Origin of the sequence: Mesorhizobium sp. BH1-1-4 (assembly GCF_020165665.1) — a bacterium.
GTDB lineage: Bacteria > Pseudomonadota > Alphaproteobacteria > Rhizobiales > Rhizobiaceae > Mesorhizobium.
This window is the reverse complement of sequence record NZ_JAIUIN010000021.1, coordinates 14,553-35,665: the sequence shown is the minus strand read 5'-3', so window position 1 is coordinate 35,665 and position 21,113 is coordinate 14,553. Positions and strand designations below refer to the sequence as shown.

Here is a 21,113-nt window from a genome sequence, read left to right as displayed (position 1 = left end):
CGCGAGGCTCAACGGTGGATCTGATCCTCACCGCCATCGTCGAGATGGCCCAGCCGTTTCGCATGTTGATGCTGGTGACCGGTGTTTTCGTCGGTCTCGTCGTCGGCGTCGTCCCGGGCATTGGCGGACTGTTCGCGATGGCCCTGCTGATCCCGATGACTTACAACATGGACGCCTATGCCGCCTTCGCGCTCCTGCTCGGCATGGGATCGGTCAACACCACCTCCGACACGATCCCCGCCATCCTGTTCGGGGTTCCAGGGTCGGTCGGCGCGGCGGCGACGGTGCTCGACGGCCATGCCATGGCCAAGAAGGGCGAAGCCGCGCGTGCCTTCGGCGCCTCCTATTCCGCGTCGATGATCGGTGGCGTGTTCGGTGCCCTGGTGCTTGCCGCGGCAATACCCGTGATGCGGCCGCTTGTCCTCTATCTGAAGACGCCGGACTTCTTCGCCATCTGCGCCTTTGGCCTCTCCATCGTGGCGATGCTGGCGGGGAGCCAGCCGCTGAAGGGGCTGGCGGCGGCCATGTTCGGCATGCTCGCCTCCTTTGTCGGCATCGACAAGATCGCCGGCATCGACCGATGGACCTTCGGGGAAATCTATCTCTGGGACGGCCTGCCGGTTGCCTTGGTGTTTCTCGGCCTTTTCGGCCTGCCGGAGCTGTCCTCGCTTCTGCTGCGCGGCTCCATCCAGGGCAATGCGGAGCGGCCCACCTATGCCGGGATGTGGCAAGGCATCAGGGATACGCTGCGGGAATGGCCGCTGGTGCTGCGGTGCAGCACCATCGGCTCCTTGCTTGGCGCGGTTCCCGGTGTCGGCATCGCGGTGCTGGACTGGATCGCCTATGGCTATGCGTCGCGTCGCCCGGGCTCCGGGCCGAAGTTCGGCGAGGGCAATGTCAGGGGCGTCATCGCTCCCGAGAGCGCCAACAATGCCAAGGAAGGCGGCTCGCTCATCCCGACCATCGCGTTCGGCGTGCCCGGTTCGGCCTCGATGAGCATCCTGCTCGGCGCCTTTGTCGTCCACGGGTTGGTTCCAGGCCCCGACATGCTGGGCAAGAACGCCGCGCTGACGATGTCGATGGTGTTCAGCATCGCCGTGGCGAACATTGTCGGCGCGGTGACTTGCCTTGTGCTAACCCGGCCGCTGGCGCGCGTGGCGCAGGTTTCGGCCGCCATACTGGTGCCGCTGGTGGTGACCTTCATCGTGGTCGGCGCATACCAGACCAATATGAGCGCCTTCGACTTTGCGCTGGTCATCGGCGTCGGCGCCGTCGGCATGGCGATGAAGGAACTCAACTGGCCGCGCTCGGCTTTTTCGCTGGGGTTCGTGCTCGGGCCGAGCCTCGAGAATTATTTCTTTCTCGCCTATCAGATTTCCGGCTGGTCGTGGCTTGCCCAGCCGCTGGTGCTCATCCTGCTTGGACTGGCCGTGGTCGGCGTCGTCAGGCAGACGCTGTCATGGATCAGGGCCAGAAATCCCGGCGGCCCACTGCCGCCCGCGCTGCCCGACCTTGTCGCAGGCGCCACGATGACATTGCTGGCGTTTGCCGCGCTGGTGACCGCCGCGACCGGCTTTCCCTTCGAGGCCGCCATCTTCCCGATCATCACGGCTGGATTGCTGATGGTGTTTTCACTGGTGACGACAGTGCGAACGACCCTGCGATGGCGCAGGCGAGCCACGCCCGCCCTATCCGCGCCTGACGGGATACCAGGCGAATGGTCGCCGGTTTCGGAACCCACCATGAAGGGCAATCTCGCGATAATCGGCCTTTGCCTGGCCCTGGCCGTTCTCATCATGCTGGTCGGGCACCTGGCGGCAACCTTCATTTTCGTTGCCGGCAGCATCACGGTGCTTGGGACGAAGTCGTGGCGGGCACCCCTGATGATCGCGGCCGCCGCGACGGCCTTTGTCTATTCGGTTTTCGACATGCTGGCGTCCCAGCCCTGGCCGGCGCCGTGGCTCGCCGGCATTGGACGGTTCTTCTAAGGTCCTTTGTGCGCCAGCGCTTCGACCAGCTGGCGGCGCAGCAGCTTGCCGTTGCCGCTGTAAGGCAGTGACGCGACGAGCCGTATTTCGCGCGGCCGCCGGTCGGGCGCGATGTTGGCGCGCATGAAAGCCTGGAATTCCTCGACCGTTCCCCGGTCGGAGACGATGAAGGCGGCGATTTCCTGCCCCATGGTCTCATCCGGGAAGCCGGCCACGGCGACGTCCTGCACCTTGGCATGGGTGCGGATCAGTTTTTCTAGCTCCTGCGGCGCGACGCTGACGCCGCCGCGGACGATCATATCGGCCTCCCGATCGACGATCGTGACAAATCCGTCGGCGTCCAGAAATCCGATATCGCCGGGGATGCCCCAGTCGGAGCCCATGATCCGCGGATCGACGAAAAGGCGGTTGCCGGGCATCAGAACGGCGGATGCCATGGTTGGCGTCCGCGCCTTGATCAGCCCGCGCTCACCTTGCTGCAGCACGCTGCCATCGGCGCCCAGGACCTCGACCTGTACGCCGGCCACCGGACGGCCAGCGCTTTCGGGTTTTGTCAGAATATCCCCGCCCGACAGCGAGGATATGATGCCGGTCAGGCTCGAGGAGTAGCTTATCCGGTATCCAGGCGAGAGATAGCGGTAGGCCGCGATCTTGTCTTCGCCCCTGGCCGGCCCGCCTATGCTGTAGAGAACGGAAAGCTCGGGAAGCAGGTGGCTCGCGCGTTCGCCGGCTTCCCTGACCATCCGTGCAATCACCGATGGCGCCAGCGCCGTGCCGCTTGCATGGAACGACAGCAGCGCCTCGATGAGTTCCGAGGGGGTGAACAAGGGCGGGAAGAACCTGACGACGCCGCCGTAAAGCAGATAGCCCAGGACCTGGTGGCGCATTGCCGAATAAGACAGGGCCATCGGCGTCAGGAATCGCTTGGCGGTTCCCTCCACCACCCCCCGGCGCGCCGCGATACGCCTGGCGAGCGCCTCGTGCGACTGCGTGTAGGCCTTTGGATCGCCCGTCGTGCCCGAGGAGAAAATCAGGAAGGCCGGGGCGGCATCGTCCATCGGAGCGCCGGCGTCGAATCCCGGCGCCGAGGCCGATTTCCAGCCGGCGTCGAAAAGGGCGCTCGGATAGACCTCGTCGCCCGGCATGGCGCGGCTTTCGAAAACCATTCTCAGGCCGAAGTCGCGGGCCTGCCTGGCTCGCTGGCTCCTGGGCGTTCGAAAGTCGATGACGACAGGGGTGGCGCCGATTCTCCAGCAGGCGAGGATGGAGAGCACCACGTCGATGTTGTCGACCATGGCGAGCCCGACGCGGTCGCCCGGCTCGATGCCGGATGCGCTGAAATTGGCGGCAAGATGCCTGCTCTGCGTCAGGGCCTGGGCATAGGTGATATCAGACCTGTCGCTGACCATCGCGACCTTGTCGCCATGGGCGGCGAAGGCCTCCAGTATCTGCCGGCCAAAACTCATTGCTTGTGCTGGACTTCGCGCGCCGCCACCTGCCTGTCGTCGAGGAATGCGAGAATTTCCGCGTCGATCGCATCCATGTTGGCCTTGCGGAATTTGTTATGCGTGCCCGGCATGACGACCGTTTTCACACTGGCCTTGTCGGACGCCCAGCCCTTGTAATCCTTCACGGTGGTGGCTCCCCATTCCGAACTGGCGACGATGAGGATGTCGCAGGGATAGGACGAGGGCACAAAACCGGCCGCGGCCTGTAGCAGCGCGCTCTTGTAGGCTTTCTTGCGCAGATGGCGCCCCAGACGTGTCTGTCCAAGGCCGACCGTCTTCAGCGTGTCGCGCAGCAGGCGCCAGTAGATCACCTTGCGCGCGATATCGCGCCGCCGCCTCTCGGTGAGGCGATCGTCGGGCATCGGCTTCAGCCAGGCCGAACCTGGCGACGGTGGATCGATGAGCACGATCGCCGGCCGCTTGCCGGTCGCCTCGTGACTCAGCCGGCCGACCTCGATCGCCAGCAGGCCGCCCACGCAGATGCCGCCGATGACGTCGGGGTGCATGCCTGTCACCGAGGTGAAGGCTTCAAAATAGTTGGTGCCAATTTCGGCCATGGTGGAATAGGGCGTCTCGCCGGGTTCGGTGCCCATGCCGCGCACGGCCATGATCGCGTACTTCTCTTTCAGGCGCCTGCTGAAGCGATTGGCGAACAAGGCCGAGCCGCTGATGCCGTGGATCATCGCGATCGGCTCCTGGCCGATGCCGCCGGACACCGGCACGATCAGCTCGCGGGCCGGATGCTCCGGGACCAGCGATGCGATCAACCGGCCGAATTCGCGCGGTGTCTGCGCTTCGAGCAGGACGGAAGTCTGCAATTTCACGCCGAACCGCTTCTGCACGGCAAGCACCAAAGTCTCCGCCATCAGCGAATCACCGCCGAGGTCGAAGAAATTGTCGTCGAGGCCGACGGCCGGTACTTTCAATTCCGCGGCGAAGATGCCGGCAATCGCATGGGCCGGTCCATCGCCCGCCGCCGGCACATGTCTAACCCGTTGTTGGACGTTCATCGGAGAGCCCCTGACCGATGGATGTTCACCGTCAACGCTTTTACGCAGGGTGAGGGCTCCTCACAAGTGTCCTGTGCGCCACACGCCGCGCCGCCCGTGAGCCGCCGTTGGGGTGCTGTCTGGCCATGGCAACGCGGAAGGTCGCGTTTGCCGGCTCTCCGAAGGCCTTTTCGTCCGGTTGGGAAAGTGCTGCAAAAGCACGCAGATTTGGACATTAGTCTTGACAGAAATACAGATGTTCAATAACCCGTCATGCAATCGAACAAGCCTGCACTATGGGAGGAATGAGCGGTATGGCTTCCAATATTTCGTTGACGGGCCTTGCCCGCGATCTCGATGAACGCGGCAAGTCGGGCAAGCCAATCCGCATCGGCCTGATTGGGTCCGGCGAAATGGGAACCGACATCGTCACCCGCGTCGCCCACATGTCCGGCATCGAGATCGGCGCGATCTCGGAGCTGAATCTGCCCGCGGCAAGCCGCGCGGTGGACATCGCCTTCCAGCAAACCGGCCACGCGCGCGAAGTGTCGAACGCTTCGGCGATGACGGCCGCGATGGAGGCCGGCAAGGTGGCGGTCACCAACGACGCCGGCCTGGTCATCAACAACGACCTCATCGACGTCGTCATCGACGCGACCGGCGTCCCCGCCGTCGGTGCCGAAATCGGCTTGCGGGCCATGGAACACGGCAAGCATCTGGTGATGATGAATGTCGAGGCCGACGTCACCATCGGCGCCTACCTGAAGAGCGAGGCCGACCGGCTCGGCGTCACCTATTCGCTGGGCGCCGGCGATGAGCCGTCCTCCTGCATGGAGCTGATCGAATTCGTCTCGGCGATGGGCCATCCGATCGTCGCCGCCGGCAAGGGCAAGAACAATCCGCTCAACATCGACGCCACGCCGCCCGCCTATGAGGATGAGGCCAGGCGCAGGCACATGAATGTGCGTATGCTGGTCGAATTCGTCGACGGCTCCAAGACCATGGTCGAGATGGCGGCGATCGCCAATGCCACCGGGCTGGTTCCCGACAAGGCCGGCATGCATGGCCCGGCGGCAACGCTCGGCGAACTGAACAAGGTGCTGGTGCCGCAGAAGGATGGCGGCGTGCTGTCGAGGGTCGGCGTCGTCGACTATTCGATCGGCAAGGGTGTCGCGCCCGGCGTCTTCGTCGTCGCCGACATGTCGCACCCGCGCATTTCGGAGCGCATGGAAGATTTGAAGATGGGCAAGGGCCCGTATTTCACCTTCCATCGCCCTTATCACCTGACGTCGCTCGAAGTGCCGCTGACCTGCGCCCGCGTCGTGCTCTACGGCAAGGCCGATATGGTGCCGCTGGCCAAGCCGGTGGCCGAAGTGGCCGCCGTGGCCAAGAAGGACATGCAGCCCGGCGAGAAGCTCGATGCGATCGGCGAATATTGCTACCGCGCCTGGATCATGACGGCACCGGAAGCGCATGCCGCACGAGCCATTCCCTGCGGCCTGCTGCAGGGCGGTTCGGTGACGGCGCCGATCAAGAAGGGCGAACTCATCACCTACGCCAATGCCGCCCCGGCCGCGGGTTCCAAGATCGCCGAACTGCGCGCCCGCCAGGACAAGCTCGTCTACGGAACCGTGGAGGCGTGATCATGGCCACAGCCAAAGCCGTCGCGGACAGCCGCGCCAACCTGCCCTTCGTGTATCGCCAGTACAGCGCCGAGCAACTCAAGCAGGTGCTCTACAAGATGTACCTCATCCGCCGCTTCGAAGAAGGCGCGGAGGAGAGCTACACGCGCGGCCTCATCCACGGCACCATGCACCTGTCGATCGGCCAGGAAGCCAGCGCCATGGGCATCTGCATGCCGCTTGGCGAAGACGACCAGATCACCTCGACGCATCGCGGCCATGGCCACTGCATCGCCAAGGGCGCCGAGGTTAAGCGCATGTTCGCCGAGTTCTTCGGCAAGACCACCGGCTACTGCAAGGGTCGTGGCGGTTCGATGCATATCGCCGACGTCGCCAAGGGCAATCTCGGCGCCAACGGCATTGTCGGCGGCGGCATTCCGATCGCCGTCGGGGCGGCGCTCTCCTCCAAAATGATGAAGACCGGCAAGGTCGTGGTTTCGTTCTTCGGCGACGGCGCCAACAATGAAGGCGCCTTCCACGAGGCGCTCAACATGGCGGCGGTCTGGAAGCTGCCGGTCATTTTCGTCTGCGAGAACAATGGCTATGGCATGTCCACATCGACGGCCCGATCGACCGCGGTCAAGAACATCGCCGACCGCGCCGCCGCCTATTCGATGCCCGGCGTCATCGTCAACGGCAACATTTTTTCGGAGGTCGCCGAGGCGTCCTACAAGGCCGTCGAGCGGGCGCGCGCGGGCGAAGGTCCGACGCTGATCGAATCCAAGACCTACCGCCATCGCGGCCATTCCAAGAGCGACCGCAATCGCTATCGCACCAAGGAAGAGATCGAGGACTGGATGTCGAACCGCGACCCGATCACGCTGTTCGAGAACGAACTGCGGGAATTCGGCTTCATCGACGACAAGGGCATCGAGGCCATCCGCGAGACGGTGGCGCAAGAGATCGCCGACGGCATCGAGTTCGCCAAGGCGAGCCCGTCGCCTGATATCAGCGAGACCGGGAATTACGTGTATACGGAGCAGGCGTGATGGACGCGATGGTGCGTGAACTGAGCTACGCCCAGGCGATCCAGGAAGCCATGGCGATCGCCATGGACATGGACGAGCGCGTCTTCCTGATGGGCGAGGATATCGGCGTCTATGGCGGCGCCTTCCAGGTGACCGGCGATCTGGTCGAGCGCTTCGGCACGGAGCGCGTCATTGACACGCCGATCTCGGAACTGGGCGGCGCGGGCGTCGCCGTGGGTGCCGCCGTCACCGGCATGCGGCCGATCTTCGAATTCCAGTTTTCCGATTTCGCCACGCTCGCCATGGAGCAGATCGTCAACCAGGCCGCCAAGATGCGCTTCATGCTGGGCGGCGAGGTTTCCGTGCCCGTGGTGATGCGTTTCCCCGCCGGCTCCGGCACGGGCGCGGCGGCCCAGCACAGCCAGAGCCTGGAAGCCTGGCTCGGCCATGTGCCGGGGCTGAAAGTCATCCAGCCGGCGACGCCCTACGATGCCAAGGGCATGCTTCTGGCGGCTGTCGCCGATCCCGATCCGGTGATGATCTTCGAACACAAGCTGCTCTACAAGGCGAAAGGTCCGGTGCCCGAGGGATACTACACCGTGCCGATCGGCAAGGCCGATATCCGCCGCGAGGGCCGCGACCTCACCATCGTCGCCACCTCGATCATGGTGCAGAAGGCGCTCGACGCAGCAGCCGTGCTGGAAGCCGAAGGCATCGACGTCGAAGTGGTCGATCTCCGGACCATCCGGCCGATGGACAAGCAGACCGTCATCGACAGCGTCAAGAAGACGTCGCGGCTGATGTGCGTCTACGAAGCGGTCAAGACGCTGGGTATCGGCGCCGAGGTCAGCGCCATGATCGCCGAGAGCGAGGCGTTCGACTATCTCGACGCGCCGATCGTGCGGCTGGGCGGGGCGGAAACGCCGATCCCCTACAATCCGGAGCTGGAAAAGGCCACCGTGCCGCAGGTTCCCGACATCATCACCGCCGCGCGCGACCTCGTGAAAGGGGTTCGCTGAGACATGCCGACCGAAGTCATTCTTCCCAAGGTCGACATGGACATGGCGACCGGACAGATCTCGCGCTGGTTCGCCACCGAAGGCCAGCAGGTCAAGAAGGGCGACGTGCTGTTCGAGATTGAGACCGACAAGGCGGCGATGGAGATCGATGCGCCTGCCAGCGGCGTGCTTCGCGACGTGACCGGCAAGGAAGGCGTCGATATTCCAGTCGGCGCGCCGGTTGCCTGGATTTATGCCGATGGCGAGGTCTATGGGGCCAAGGCGCAAATCTCCCCCGAAATGTCGGCGAAGCCGACAGAGGCGGGCGCTGTCCCGCCAACCGCAGGGAGCGAGGCGCCCCCCTCTGGCCTGCCCTCGTTGCCGCCACTTGCCATCTCCCCCACGAGAGGGGAGATCAACCAATCGCCGGCGGGTGCGCGCGCGACACCACTGGCTCGCCGCCTGGCGCGCGAGGCGGGCCTCACGCTTTCAGCCATCTCCGGCACCGGTCCGCATGGCCGTGTCGTGAAAGCCGATATCGACGCAGCGATCGCCAAGGGCGGTGCTAAAGAGACTCCAGGAGTCACACTGGAAGCTCCCGCCCCCGCTGCATCCGCGCCGGCCGTAAAGGCGATGTCGGACGACCAGGTGCTGAAGCTGTTCGAGCAAGGCTCCTACGAGTTCGTCCCGCATGACAATATGCGCAAGACCATCGCGCGGCGCCTGGTCGAAGCCAAGACCACAATCCCGCATTTCTACTTGACCCTCGACTGTGAACTCGACGCGCTGCTGGCCCTGCGCTCGCAGCTCAATGCCGCAGCTCCGATGAAGAAGACCGACAAGGGCGAGGCGCCGGCCTACAAGCTGTCGGTCAACGACATGGTGATCAAGGCGATGGCGATGGCGCTGAAGGCAGTGCCGGATGCCAATGCCTCCTGGACCGAGAGCGCCATGGTCAAGCACAAGCATGCCGATGTCGGGGTCGCCGTCTCGATCCCCGGCGGCCTGATCACGCCGATCATCCGCCATGCCGACGAAAAGACGCTGTCTGTCATCTCCAACGAGATGAAGGATCTGGCGAGCCGCGCCAGGAGCCGCAAGCTGAAGCCGGAAGAGTATCAGGGCGGTACCACGGCGGTCTCGAACCTCGGCATGTTCGGCATCAAGGATTTTGCTGCCGTCATCAACCCGCCGCATGCGACGATCCTGGCGGTCGGGGCCGGCGAGGAGCGGGCGGTGGTCAAGAACGGCGAGATCAAAATAGCCACGGTGATGTCGGTGACGCTGTCGACCGACCATCGTGCCGTCGACGGAGCCTTGGGCGCCGAACTGCTGGCCGCCTTCAAGCGGCTGATCGAGAGCCCGATGGGCATGCTGGTGTAGACGATAGTCGCGAGCCGGCGCCAAATGATGCGCCGGCTCACGACAGAAACGACTTGCCAGGCGTCGGCCCTTGACCCATCTTCCCCAGTGGATCGCGAGCAAGGGAGGCCGCTATGCCTGCATTCGACCCATCTGACATGAAAACCTTGTTCGGCAAGGTCATGGGCGCGTCGCCTTCCGATATCAAGCTGGTGGCGCAGCGCCTGCATGACCACGCCTTCGAGCCGCGCATGTCGGCGGAAGAGACCAGGCAGCTTGTCGTCAGTCTCGGCTATGACAGCCTCGATGCGTTCTGTGCCGATATTGGCCTGCCCATGCATATAGCGGAGCGGTGGAGCCGTTTCGGCGTTTCGGGCGAGATGAAGCAGGTGTTCACGTTGCTGGCAGGGCAGCGCAGACGCGTGGCCGAAGCGGTCGCCGAATTCGAATCCATGACCCATGTCGGCGTCGAGGACTTTTTGCGCGAACGCGGCTTGATTTAAACCCCGGAAGCGTCTCGACCGGCCTTGGCCAGCAGCGCCACGGCGGTGTCGCTGTCGGTGATCAGCACATTGGTGCTGACGGCCTTCAGCGCGGCGAGAATAGCCGCCACCTTGCGCTTTCCCCCGGCGGCCAGCACGACATTCGGTACCCGTCCGACAACGTCGAGATCGATGGCCATGACACGGCCGTTGACCTCGTGATCGACGAGAGTGCCCGTGGCATCGACGAAATAGCACAGCATGTTGGCGACCGCGCCTTTCGCCTTCAAAGGCGCAATCAGCGATGAGGGCACGATGCCATGCCGGAAGATGGTGGCGTCGGGCGACATATCGCCGACGGTGAGCAATGCGATGTCGGCCGCGGCCGCGCGCCGGCGCACATCCTGCAAGGTCGGCTGCGCCCAAAGCAGTTCGCGCAGCGAGGGGTCGTCCACCATCACCGGTGCGGTGATCTGGTAGCTGTCGACCTCGAAGACATCGGCAACCTTGGCGGCGACGATCGACGGGTTGATCCACTGCGAATGCGGCAGGCTGCCGACAAGCGCGACCACCGAGGCGTGCTTCAGTTGGCGTCGGGCAAGGAAACCGAGGCTGGCATGCAGTGTCGCGCCGCCGCCGATCGCCAGCGTCATGCCGTCCTGCATCTGCTCGCCGAGATAGGCAGCCACCGCGTGCCCAATGGCCTTCTCCAGATGGTCGTGGGCCGAAGGTGTGGGGATGACGACGGCGGCATTCAGGCCCCAGCGTTTCTCCAGTTCCCGCTCCAGCGCCACCTGTTCGGCGGTCGGCGCGTTGATCATGGTGACGACAATGCCTTCGGCGGTACAGGCGGCCAGCGTGCGCATGACCTTCACCCTGGAGACATCGAGCTTCTCGGCGATCTGCTCCTGCGTGAAACCCTCGACGTAATAGAGCCATGCCGTCTTGACGTTGAGGTCCGACGAGACCATCGGCAGGCGAGCCGATGTGGGCTTTTCCGTGGGCATAATCATCGTCCCTCATGTGGCATGATCCGCAGCGTTGTTCTGATCCGGGAAACGCCGCCCATCTGTCAACCGGGTGCGGTCAACGGCAGTCCCAATTATCGCATAGTCCTGATCATTTGTAATTGACATTGAACATATGAACATATTTTGTGCCTTTCACGCGCAGTGTCATCCACCAGTCATATGCGCCGTGCAGGGAGGAAGAGACGGGGTGCTGGCCAGAGGCCGGACCGTCATGCACAGACAAGACAGGAGGTCTCATGAAGACGCTATTCATCAAGCTGCTGGCCAGCCAGCTGGCGCTCGCGGCTACTTTGTTTGCCGGCGTGGGAAATGCCGAAACACTGACACTCTACACATCCCAGCCCGAGGCGGACGCAGCCAAGACCGTGGACGCCTTCAAGAAGGCGCAGCCCGGCATCGACGTCACCATCTATCGCTCGGGCACCAGCGACATCCTGACCAAGATGGCGGCCGAATTCGCTGCCGGCAGCCCGCAGCCAGATGTGTTGCTGATCGCCGACGCGGTCTCGATGGAACTGCTTAAGAAAGACGATCGGCTGATGGCCTATCCCGAGGCCAAGCTCGACGGCATCGAGACGGATGCCTATGACGCCGACAAGACCTATTTCGGCAGCAAGCTGATCACCACCGGCATTGTCTACAACACCGCCGCCGCGCAAAAGCCGCAGCATTGGGCCGATCTCGCCAAGCCCGCCTATGCCGACGGCCTGGTCATGCCAAGCCCGCTCTATTCGGGTGCGGCCGCGTACCTGCTTTCGGGTTTCGCCGGCGATACCGACTATGGCTGGGATTTCTTCCAGAAGCTGAAGACCAACAACACCGTCAGCGTGCGCGGCAATGGCGCGGTGCTGAAGTCGGTGGCCTCGGGCGAGAAGCCTTACGGCATCCTCGTCGACTTCATGGCGATGAACGCCAAGAAGAAGGGCTCGCCCGTCGAGTTCGTGTTCCCCAGCGAAGGCGTGCCCGCCGTGACCGAGCCGGTCGCCATCATGAAGACGGCCAAGAACGTCGACGGCGCCAAGAAGTTCGTCGACTTCATTCTTTCGGACGAGGGCCAGAAGCTGGCCTTGTCGATGGGCTATTTGCCGGCGCGCGCGTCGGTCGGCCGCCCCGATTGGCTGCCGGAGGGCGTCAAGGTCAAGGTGATGCCGTTCGACACCAAGGCGATCGTCGTCAAGACCGACGCCGACAAGGCGAAGTTCCAGGAACTGTTCGGCGGCTGAGCCGCCGGTCGCAGCGGGATGCCGGTCAGCGGCATCCCCCCCGCTTCGGGCAAAGCCCGCGCGTATCGATCCCAGGAAACGCAATCATGCCGACACGCATCAGGGAGAGCCGGGGCCAGGAGATGGTCCTGACGGCGGTGGTTGCCGCCGTCATCGTGCTACTTTCGCTGCTGCCCATGCTGCGTCTGGTCAAGGAGATCGTGGCCCCCGGCGGCGTCTTGTCGGCCGTGGCGGTAGAGGTCGGGCTGAAAAGCCCGGCAACCTGGATCGCGACCTGGCACACGCTGGTCGTCGGCATCGGCGGCACTCTTCTGGCGGTGCTGTCGGGAACGCTGGTGGCCGTGCTGGTCTCGCTGACCGACATACGTGGCCGAAGCGCCCTCGTGCTGTGCTACGTCATGCCTTTGATGATCGCGCCGCAGGTGACGGCGCTGGCATGGCTGCAGCTGTTCGGCCCGGCCAGCCCGTTCCTAAAACTGTTCGGGGCGGCGCCGCCGCTCGGCACGAAGAACCCGCTTTATTCGACCTCGGGCATCATCCTGCTGCTTGGCGTACAATATGGCCCGCTCGTGTTCCTGCTGGTGCGCGCGGGCCTGCGCAAGCTGCCGCGCGAACTGGTCGAAGCCGCGCGTGCCGGTGGCGCGAACTGGTTCACCGTACTGGTCACCATCGTGCTGCCCCTGATGACGCCGTCGATCATGGCGGCCGCCGCACTTGCCTTTGTCTCCTGCGTCGGCAATTTCGGCATTCCGGCCTTTCTGGGCATCCCCGCCAATTATCTGGTGCTGCCGACGCTCATCTATCAGAAGCTGGCCGGCGGCGGTCCGGCCGTGCTCGGCGAGACCGCGTTCCTGTCGGTGCTGATCGGCGTCATTGCCATGGCGGGTATTCTCGCCCAGGAGGTGATGAGCCGTCGCCGCGATTATCGCATCTCCTCGACGTCGCTGCCGGCCGAGCCCTATGAACTTGGCCGCTGGCGGCCGGTTGTCCAGGCCGGCATGTGGCTGCTCATCGTGCTTGTGCTGGTCCTGCCGCTGTTCGGGCTGGTGCTGACCTCGCTGGTGCCGGGCTACGGCATCGCGCTCACCGCCAAGACGGCGACGCTCGACAATTACCGTTTCGTGCTTTTCGAGCATGATGCCGCCAACCGCGCCTTCTTCAACAGTTTCTGGCTTTCGATCGCCGCCGCCTTCTTTGCGGTCATCGTCGCGGTGCCGGTTGGCTATCTGATCGCCTGGGGCAAGCAGCGCTGGGTGCGGCTGCTCAATTTGTCGGTCGAACTGCCCTATGCCTTGCCAGGCGTGGTGCTGGCGATCGCCTCGCTGCTCCTGTTCCTGCGGCCGATCCCGTTGACCGGGATCCAGCTCTACAACACCGTCTGGATTATCCTTTATGCCTATCTCGCCCGCTTCCTGGTGCTGGCGTTGCGGCCGACCATCAGCGGCTATCACCAGATCGACCGGGCGCTGGAAGAGGCCGCGCAGGTGGCGGGCGCCGGCCTGTTCACGCGCCTGCGCACCATCGTCTTTCCACTGGTGGCGCCGGCGGCGGTCGCCGGCGGCCTTCTGATCTTCATGACGGCGCTCAGCGAGCTCACGGTCTCGGCGCTGCTGTGGTCGTCGGGCTCGGAGACCATCGGCGTGGTGATGTTCTCCTTCGAGCAAGGCGGCGATTCCAACTACGCGGCGGCGATGTCCGTTATCACGGTCGCGGTCACCTTCGTGCTGATGCTGGTGAGCAACCTGCTTGCCCCTCATCTTCCGAGCGGAGTTCTGCCATGGCGCGACTGAGCCTGGATCGTGTGACCAAGAGCTTCGCCGATTTCGACGCGGTGAAGGATGTCTCGATCGACGTCGCTGACGGCGAATTCCTGGCGGTGCTCGGCCCGTCCGGCTGCGGCAAGACGACGTTGCTGCGGCTGGTGGCCGGTTTCGAAAAGGTGACCTCGGGCGAAATCCGCATCGGCAGCGATGTCGTTTCGAACAGCGGCGGCAGTGTCGCACCGGAAAAGCGGCGCGTCGGCATCGTCTTCCAGAATTACGCGCTATGGCCGCATATGAGCGTCGCCGAAAACATCGGCTATTCGCTCAAGGTTGCAAAGCTGGACAAGGCGGTCGCCCGCCAGAAGGTTGCCGATGCGCTGGCCCTGGTCAATCTACAAGGGTTGGGAGACCGCAGGCCGGCCAACCTCTCCGGCGGCCAGCGCCAGCGCGTGGCATTGGCGCGCTGCCTGGTGGCTGCACCCTCGCTGGTGCTGTTCGACGAACCGCTTGCCAATCTCGACGTGCATCTGCGGGCCTCGATGGAGGACGAGTTCGCCGCTTTCCACAAGCGCACCGGCACGACAATCGTCTACATCACCCATGATCAGGCCGAGGCGATGGCGCTGGCCGACCGCATCGCGGTGATGGATCATGGCCGCCTGGCGCAGCTTGCCACGCCGCGCGAGCTCTATCATGAGCCGGCAAACGAAATGGTCGCGTCGTTCATTTCGCAAGGCATTCTGCTGCCGGCGGATGTTTTGACGGGTGAAGAAGGCGGGCATTGCAAGGTCAGGGTTCTCGGAACCGAGATTGTGGTTCGCTGCCGGCCCGGCGAGCGGCCGCGCGCCGGCGCCAAGATCTGCTGCCGCTCCGCCGACCTCGAAGTCTCGGCCGATGCCACGGGCTTCGACGGCCTGGTCAAGCGGGCGATCTACCAGGGCGGCGCGGCGCGCATCGAATTCAAACCCGCCGCTGGCCCGGACCTCACCCTGCATTTCGAACAGCCCGACCCGGTCATGCTGGAGAGCGGAGCCCGAGCGCGATTGCGGATAAAATCCGGCTGGCTCATCCCGGCAGCGGGGACTGCATCGTGATGATGCTCGACCTGCTCGGCGGCTTTGGGGAAAAAGGCCGCACCAGCCTCGCTGTCCGGAGCGGAAGCACGCATATCCTGCTCGACATCGGCATCAAGGTCGGCGCTTCCGGGGCTGAATATTATCCGGCGCTGGAAGGGCCGGTCGACGACATCGATGCAGTGTTTGTCTCGCATGCCCATGAGGATCATGTCGGGGCGCTGAGCTGGTTGTTGGCGCGTGGCTATGCCGGCCCGATCTTCATGACGGCGGAAACCCGCGGCGAGGCGCCGGCGACGCTTGCCGCCTATGCCGAGCCGGGCGACTTCAGCCGATTCCCCTTGCCCGAAGACCGTGTCGAACTCTTCGAGCCGGGCGACACGCTTGCCATCGGCAATCTCGTGGTCAGCACGGGACGTTCAGGTCATGTCGTGGGCGGCGTCTGGTTCGCAGTCGACGACGGAGAAAGCCGCGTTGCCTATTCGGCCGATGTGGTGCCGGACAGCAATGTGTTCGTCATGGACACGATCCCGCACTGCGACCTTCTGGTCTTCGACGCTTCCTACGGCGCCGATCCCGTGCCGGGGGCTGCCCGGGCGCGAGAAATTTCCGAATGGGTGGCGCGCCACCCACGGGGCTGCCTGCTGCCGACGCCACTGTCGGGCCGATCAATGGAATTGATCGCGGCCTTGGCGGGGCCATTCGCCATCCATGCCGGCATGCGCTCGTCGCTGGAGGCGCAGATGGACGCCGGAGCATCCCTGTTGCCTGGCGTTTCCGGGTTTCTGCGGCGCCGCTTGCGGGAGGCAGCCGACTGGGCCGATGGCGAGCCCTTGCCGGCGCTGCCCTTGCTGGCCGATGACGGCATGGGCGAAGCCGGCCCGTCCTCCAGGCTGTTGCCGCGTGCTGGAGAGGCCGGATATCCGGTGCTGCTCACCGGGCATCTGCCGCCGGGCTCTCCGGGTCATCTCCTCAACAAAGCCGGGCGGGCGGACTGGATACGCATGCCCACCCATCCGACACTGTCGGGCAATGTCGGCATCTGGGAGAAGGCGGGACGCCCCACGGCGCTGGGCCATTCCTGCGGGCCCGATCTGCTCGGCGACTTGAAAAGCCATATCCCGTCGTTGCTCACGCAATGCCGCACAGGCCACCGTGTCACGGTGGGGCAAGGGAGCAAAAAATGAGAATCCTGATCTGCAACGACGACGGCATCGAAGCCCCCGGCCTGTCTCGGCTGGTCAATGCCGCCAGCGGGCTGAGCAACGATGTCTGGGTGGTCGCCCCCGACGGCAAGCGCACCGCCGCCGGCTCGTCGCTGACGATCGCCAGGCCGCTGACGATGCAACGCATCAAGACGAACTGGTATTCCTGCTCGGGCACACCGGCCGACTGCGTGGTGAGTGCGATGACGTGGCTTTTCGCACGGGAAGCAAAACCGGATCTGGTGCTGGCGGGCGTCAATGATGGCCGCAACGTCGCCGAGGATATTGCCTATTCCGGCACGCTTGGCATTGCCCGGGAGGCAAGCTTCTGGGGCGCGCCGGCAATCGGTTTTTCGCGTGTGAAAAATCCTGAGTTCAGCGATGGCGACGACCAATGGCTCGGCGCGCTGATTGGCTCATTGTGGCAATCGCGCGCCGACTGGGCGAGGGAAGGCCATTGGCTCAGCGTCAACCTGCCGACCGTGCTGCCGGCCGAAATCCGGCAACCGCGCATCGGCCGCGACAAGATCGGCCGCAAGGCCGAGATCGTGGAGACCGATGGAGATCGCACGGTCATCACCGTGCCGCGCGGCCGGGCCCATGCAAGCGAACCGGGCGATGAAAACGAGGCGATCGATGCGGGTTTCGTCAGCATCAACCGGCTGAACTGGTTTGGGGAGACCCGGTTGCAGGACCGGTTTCTGGACGGAATTCGACCCTAGCCTGCCTGCGATCACCAAGCTGTCAGCGGCTAAATCGCGTCAATTCCAAGCCTATGCTTGAAGCCGCCGCTATTTCATTCCACATCGGAAAGGATGAAGGATGAGACACGCGAATGGCGCCGGAATCTGCTTTGGGGCTTGGCCGCATCGCTGATCCTGCATGCGCTTGTCGCATCGTTCTTCATTTACGGCCTGTCAAAAACCTCTCAGGAGCCGCAGCAGGAGCAACCGATAAGCGTCGCGCTCGTGCCTCCGCCCGATCAGCCAAAACCGAAGCCGCAGCCGCCCAAAGCCGAGAAGCCGCCGGAACCGAAGGCTGAGAAGCCACCCGAGCAGAAAGTTGAAAAGCCGCCCGAACAGCCGCGCAAACAACCTGACGACACGGCTTTGAAGCGCGTTTTTCAATATGGCGATAAAGATACAGGGCCGAAGAAATCCCTGGATGGGGCCGTGGCCAAGGACAATGCGCCGTCGCCTGCGAAGGATGACGCTTCGAAGCCTCCGGTCGTGCCTAAGCCCGCCGAGAACAAGCCTGCCGCGACGGTGAACGCGGAGCAGCGGCCGGATGCGAGCAAGGCTGATGAGAATCCCCCAACCGAGCCGACGGACGCCAAGCCCATGCCGAGCGAGGAAAAGCAGGCCACGCAGGACGCTGACAAACAGCAGGCTGTGTCACAAGCCGCCGATCAGCAAGCAGCCGTAACGCCAAAGCCGTTGCCGACCGAAAGCGACGCCAAGCCCGGACCCGCGCCCGAAAAGCCGAAAGCCAAAGCCGTCAAGACGATGAAGTTCAAGTCCGAGAAGGCCCTGAAGTCCCGGCCCGGGAAGGCCACCGCCTCAAATTCCACGAACGACGCAGGTGCTGGATCGCCGATGTATTCCGGTCTTCCGGGGGTTCGGAAACTCTATTCGCAGGGCGCTACCGGCGACGCGTTGGCCACGAGTTCCATGAGTGGCGTACCTCGCGGTCAGCGCGTTGCGACCCTTTGCGCCAACGTGCTGGACCAAGAGCTGCAGGGTGCCGACTATTCTCCCAAATGGCTGCCGACGATCCCGCTGAAGACCGGTAATGTTCTCGACCGCCCCGAAGCGGCCTTCAGCACGACAACCACATGGTACCAACTGAGCTTCCGATGCGAGGTGGATGCCGATGCGACGAGGGTCTTGTCATTCAACTTCCGAGTCGGCGCCGAAATTCCACGCAGCGACTGGCCGCCAAACCATCCTCTCTAGCTTCCCTTACTCAGGCAGGGACACCGAGTCCAACCAATTGCCGGCTAACTTCATGCCAGTCGGCGCAGACGAAATCGGCACCGGCGGCCATCAGCCGCGCGGCATGCTCGGGATAGGTGTGGCCGCCGCCGGTGTAGCCGATCGCCGTCATGCCGGCGGCGACCGCGCCTTGGATGCCGAAGGGCGAATCCTCGATGACGATGCAGTCGCCCGGATTGACACTCATCCTTGCCGCGGCGAACAGAAAGATGTCGGGCGCCGGCTTGCCGTTCTTGACCATCGAGGAGCTGTAGATCGCATTGCCGAAAAACCCTGCCAGTCCGGTGATGGCCAGGCTGTGGTTTATACGCTCGACGGAGGATGACGAGGCAACGCAGCGATCGCCTTCGAGCGTTTCCAGGAATGCCGCGATTCCCGGTGTCGGCTTCAATTCCTGCGAAAACAGGGTTTTTGTCTCGGCCCAGATATCGCCGTCGGCAGCCGCCGGAAACTGATGGCCGGTCAATTCCTTGATCCTGATGATGATGTCGGCCTGTTTCATGCCGACGCACTGCGCGATGATGCCGCCGTCAACGCCCGGCATGCCGTGCTTTTCGTAGACGCGCTCGTAGGCCCTGGCGGCCAGGGGCTCGCTGTCGACCAGCACGCCGTCGCAATCGAAAATGATAGGCCTTGCTCGCGCCACGCGCTCGTCTCCTCAAGTCAAATTTCGCACATCGCTATCGGCAAAAAATCAAATGTTCAATAGTGCGGCGTTTTTTGGGAGACATGAGAACCGGCGATGGCTCAAAGCTGGCGCAACGCATCGCTGGCGCGGGAAGACCCCAGCGCCCTCTGCATGGCCTGCCGGGATTGGGCGCGATCGGGCGTGATCCAGTTCGGTTCCGCGCCCAGGAAGCGGTCGAGGAATGCCACGGCATAGGCCGGCATCTCGGTGACGTTCTCGCGATAGGACCACCATGTGCGCAGGTCGTCGGCGCATTTGTCGATGCTGGGCGCCGAGCCGAATTCCTGCTCATGGATCGCCGAAATCACCGAGACGCAGTAGTTGGTGTAGAGAAAGCCTTCCGGCCAGAAGCGGATGATGTCCAGCGTGCTGGCATTCTGATCCGTTTCGATAAGCTGGGTAAGGCCGGAGATCTCCCTGGCCGGTGCCTGCTTGATCAGTTCGCGCAGCACGAGGCCGGCGGCAAAGACGATGAAGTCGGCGCGATCGATCGCGGCAAAGCGCTTCTGCGCCTCCATGACCTCGACCCAGTCGAGAAAAGCCCGGGTCAGCTTGGCCTCGTCGATTTCGAAGCGCACGCCGAATGTGTCAGAAACGACCTTGGCGCTGCCGCGAAAGGTGGCACGGAACCAGCGCAACTGCCGCAACCTGTGGCGCAGGTCGGGCATGAGGGCCAGTTCATCCCTGAAGGGCAGTTCCATTGCATGCATCCCATTTCGTCACAGGCTAGCACAGACGTGCCGCCACCGAAATCGCGCGGCGGCCCTGTGGATGACCGTGGCCATGGCCAATATCATACATATTGACATTCACGGAAACAAATGTTCTCACTTTGCTGTTGTCGCGCGCCGGTCCAAGGTGCACTTCAATTGAGGCTCGGGAGGAGAACCGAATGGCGATTTGGCAGTGGGGACTGCTTCTGCTGGTTATTGTGTGGGCGTTGCAGTCGCTCGGCGTCTGGCTGCAGATGCGGCACTATTCGGATGTCTTCCGTGGCGTCACCGACCAATACAAGGATGGCTTCGTCGGCGCCGGCAATTTTCGCGGCCGATTTGCCAAGGGCACGATCGCGCTGGTCGTGGTTACGCCCGACCTGATCGTGCGCCGCATGATGGTGATGAGCGGCCGTTCCGTCTTCACCAAATTCAAGCGACATGAAGAATTCGAGGGTGTTCCCCTCGATCGACTCCGGTCCAACCCTGCGATCATGGGGGAGGGGGAACCCGGTGTGGCCGAGGCCGTGAAGCGGGCGATCGAACAGATCGACAAAGCACGGTCGGAGCCGGGGAAGAAGCCGGGCCTGTCCGGTTTGAACGTAGCAAGGGCATAGAGGAGGCCGTGCGCCGACCGGGATCACCCGGCGGGCCGGCATAAGGAGGAGAAATGTCTGTATTTTCGTTGTTGGCGCAGCATGCCGACATGGCCGTGCACAATTTGCATGTCGCGAGTGCCATGGTTTCGGATGCTGCATTGCATGGAAAGCTTGCCGTCGAGCATGCTTCCGACCATCTCGTTGTCCTGGCGCAAGCCGACAGCGGGCCGATTACCGTCGACCAGTTCAAGGAAAAGCTGAAGGACGTCCAGCAGGAAGAGCAGCTCGGCTGGCTGACCGCCATCGGCAAGTACTTCATCGGCATCTTCCAGAAGGGCGGCGAAGTGTTCGCCGGTTTCGTCACCGGCATCATTCCGACGCTGGTGGTGCTGATGACCGCCTTCTACGCCGTCACCGAACTGGTCGGCGAAGAGCGCGTTCATGGCCTGGCGCGTGGCGCCGGCAGGATCGCGCTGACGCGCTATACGCTGCTGCCGCTGCTTGCGGTGTTCTTCCTGACCAATCCGATGGCCTATACGTTCGGATCGTTCCTGGAAGAGAAGCACAAGCCCGCCTTCTATGACGCGGCCGTGTCCTACGTGCATCCGCCGCTCGGCCTGTTCCCGCACATCAACCCCGGCGAATATTTCGTCTGGGGCGGCATTCTGGTCGCGTTGCTGGAACTGGAAAAGAAGGGTGCCGTCGTCGCCGGTTACCACGTCAAGGTGGCGATCTGGTACGCCATCGTCGGCCTCGTCGTCATCCTGCTCAAGGGCATGCTGACCGAGCGCATCACCGCCATCATGGCACGCCGCCAGGGCGTCGAGCTGTAAGGGCGGGGAGGACA

General features: G+C 63.7%; 19 protein-coding genes. 14 read left to right on the top strand and 5 right to left on the bottom strand.

The window, feature by feature from the left end:
* Nucleotides 1-14: 14 nt before the first annotated feature.
* Entirely contained in the window at nucleotides 15-1,988 is a 1,974-nt protein-coding gene (locus LB569_RS25765) for a tripartite tricarboxylate transporter permease (protein WP_224694586.1), read from the top strand.
* Here the strand turns inward: LB569_RS25765 and LB569_RS25760 are convergent.
* Complete coding sequence (locus LB569_RS25760; RefSeq protein WP_224694585.1) at nucleotides 1,985-3,454, bottom strand: class I adenylate-forming enzyme family protein; 1,470 nt, start codon at nucleotides 3,452-3,454, stop codon at nucleotides 1,985-1,987. The two genes, LB569_RS25765 and LB569_RS25760, sit on opposite strands and share 4 nt — an antisense overlap.
* On the bottom strand, nucleotides 3,451-4,506 hold the full coding sequence (locus LB569_RS25755; protein WP_224694584.1) for a phosphopantetheine-binding protein: 1,056 nt from the start codon (nucleotides 4,504-4,506) through the stop codon (nucleotides 3,451-3,453). Before LB569_RS25755 ends, LB569_RS25760 begins: the two co-directional genes overlap by 4 nt.
* Before the next feature lie 293 nt (nucleotides 4,507-4,799).
* Here LB569_RS25755 and LB569_RS25750 point away from each other — a divergent pair, with 293 nt between their 5' ends.
* The 5 genes from LB569_RS25750 to LB569_RS25730 all read left to right on the top strand — a co-directional run bounded on the left by LB569_RS25750 (nucleotide 4,800) and on the right by LB569_RS25730 (nucleotide 9,998).
* Entirely contained in the window at nucleotides 4,800-6,128 is a 1,329-nt protein-coding gene (locus tag LB569_RS25750) for an NAD(P)H-dependent oxidoreductase (RefSeq protein WP_224694583.1), read from the top strand.
* 2 nt (nucleotides 6,129-6,130) lie between these two features.
* Entirely contained in the window at nucleotides 6,131-7,156 is a 1,026-nt protein-coding gene (locus tag LB569_RS25745; protein WP_224694582.1) for a thiamine pyrophosphate-dependent dehydrogenase E1 component subunit alpha, read from the top strand.
* The gene (locus LB569_RS25740; RefSeq protein ID WP_140708174.1) at nucleotides 7,156-8,154 is read left to right on the top strand and encodes an alpha-ketoacid dehydrogenase subunit beta; all 999 of its coding nucleotides are present in this window, start codon (nucleotides 7,156-7,158) and stop codon (nucleotides 8,152-8,154) included. Before LB569_RS25745 ends, LB569_RS25740 begins: the two co-directional genes overlap by 1 nt.
* Nucleotides 8,155-8,157: 3 nt before the next feature.
* Nucleotides 8,158-9,516 carry a pyruvate dehydrogenase complex dihydrolipoamide acetyltransferase gene (locus tag LB569_RS25735; RefSeq protein ID WP_224694581.1) on the top strand — a complete coding sequence of 453 codons (1,359 nt, stop codon included), beginning with the start codon at nucleotides 8,158-8,160 and terminating at the stop codon, nucleotides 9,514-9,516.
* A gap of 113 nt (nucleotides 9,517-9,629) precedes the next feature.
* Complete coding sequence (locus tag LB569_RS25730; protein WP_224694580.1) at nucleotides 9,630-9,998, top strand: hypothetical protein; 369 nt, start codon at nucleotides 9,630-9,632, stop codon at nucleotides 9,996-9,998.
* Here LB569_RS25730 and LB569_RS25725 read toward each other — a convergent pair.
* Nucleotides 9,995-10,984 carry a sugar-binding transcriptional regulator gene (locus LB569_RS25725; RefSeq protein WP_224694635.1) on the bottom strand — a complete coding sequence of 330 codons (990 nt, stop codon included), beginning with the start codon at nucleotides 10,982-10,984 and terminating at the stop codon, nucleotides 9,995-9,997. The genes LB569_RS25730 and LB569_RS25725 overlap by 4 nt on opposite strands.
* 260 nt (nucleotides 10,985-11,244) lie before the next feature.
* Here LB569_RS25725 and LB569_RS25720 point away from each other — a divergent pair, with 260 nt between their 5' ends.
* The 6 genes from LB569_RS25720 to LB569_RS25695 all read left to right on the top strand — a co-directional run bounded on the left by LB569_RS25720 (nucleotide 11,245) and on the right by LB569_RS25695 (nucleotide 18,227).
* On the top strand, nucleotides 11,245-12,231 hold the full coding sequence (locus LB569_RS25720) for an ABC transporter substrate-binding protein (protein ID WP_224694579.1): 987 nt from the start codon (nucleotides 11,245-11,247) through the stop codon (nucleotides 12,229-12,231).
* An 86-nt stretch (nucleotides 12,232-12,317) separates the two neighbouring features.
* On the top strand, nucleotides 12,318-14,021 hold the full coding sequence (locus tag LB569_RS25715) for an ABC transporter permease (RefSeq protein ID WP_224694578.1): 1,704 nt from the start codon (nucleotides 12,318-12,320) through the stop codon (nucleotides 14,019-14,021).
* Entirely contained in the window at nucleotides 14,009-15,088 is a 1,080-nt protein-coding gene (locus LB569_RS25710) for an ABC transporter ATP-binding protein (protein ID WP_224694577.1), read from the top strand. The genes LB569_RS25715 and LB569_RS25710 overlap by 13 nt, the downstream gene beginning before the upstream one ends.
* Nucleotides 15,088-16,254 (top strand): MBL fold metallo-hydrolase, encoded by a 1,167-nt coding sequence (locus LB569_RS25705; protein ID WP_224694634.1) that lies wholly within the window; start codon nucleotides 15,088-15,090, stop codon nucleotides 16,252-16,254. The genes LB569_RS25710 and LB569_RS25705 overlap by 1 nt, the downstream gene beginning before the upstream one ends.
* Entirely contained in the window at nucleotides 16,251-16,994 is a 744-nt protein-coding gene (locus LB569_RS25700; protein ID WP_224694576.1) for a 5'/3'-nucleotidase SurE, read from the top strand. The genes LB569_RS25705 and LB569_RS25700 overlap by 4 nt, the downstream gene beginning before the upstream one ends.
* Before the next feature lie 93 nt (nucleotides 16,995-17,087).
* The gene (locus LB569_RS25695) at nucleotides 17,088-18,227 is read left to right on the top strand and encodes a DUF930 domain-containing protein (RefSeq protein ID WP_224694575.1); all 1,140 of its coding nucleotides are present in this window, start codon (nucleotides 17,088-17,090) and stop codon (nucleotides 18,225-18,227) included.
* Nucleotides 18,228-18,237: 10 nt separating this feature from the next.
* Here LB569_RS25695 and LB569_RS25690 read toward each other — a convergent pair whose 3' ends face one another.
* Together LB569_RS25690 and LB569_RS25685 are read right to left on the bottom strand one after the other, a co-directional pair.
* A complete protein-coding gene (locus tag LB569_RS25690; RefSeq protein ID WP_224694574.1) occupies nucleotides 18,238-18,912 on the bottom strand; it encodes an HAD family hydrolase in 675 nt (224 codons plus the stop codon).
* A 101-nt stretch (nucleotides 18,913-19,013) separates the two neighbouring features.
* Nucleotides 19,014-19,655 carry a hypothetical protein gene (locus LB569_RS25685; protein WP_224694573.1) on the bottom strand — a complete coding sequence of 214 codons (642 nt, stop codon included), beginning with the start codon at nucleotides 19,653-19,655 and terminating at the stop codon, nucleotides 19,014-19,016.
* 191 nt (nucleotides 19,656-19,846) lie between these two features.
* Between LB569_RS25685 and LB569_RS25680 the strand changes: the two genes are divergently transcribed.
* Nucleotides 19,847-20,284 carry a transcriptional regulator GutM gene (locus LB569_RS25680; RefSeq protein WP_140708193.1) on the top strand — a complete coding sequence of 146 codons (438 nt, stop codon included), beginning with the start codon at nucleotides 19,847-19,849 and terminating at the stop codon, nucleotides 20,282-20,284.
* A 53-nt stretch (nucleotides 20,285-20,337) separates the two neighbouring features.
* A complete protein-coding gene (locus tag LB569_RS25675) occupies nucleotides 20,338-21,099 on the top strand; it encodes a PTS glucitol/sorbitol transporter subunit IIC (RefSeq protein WP_140708195.1) in 762 nt (253 codons plus the stop codon).
* Nucleotides 21,100-21,113: the final 14 nt, after the last annotated feature.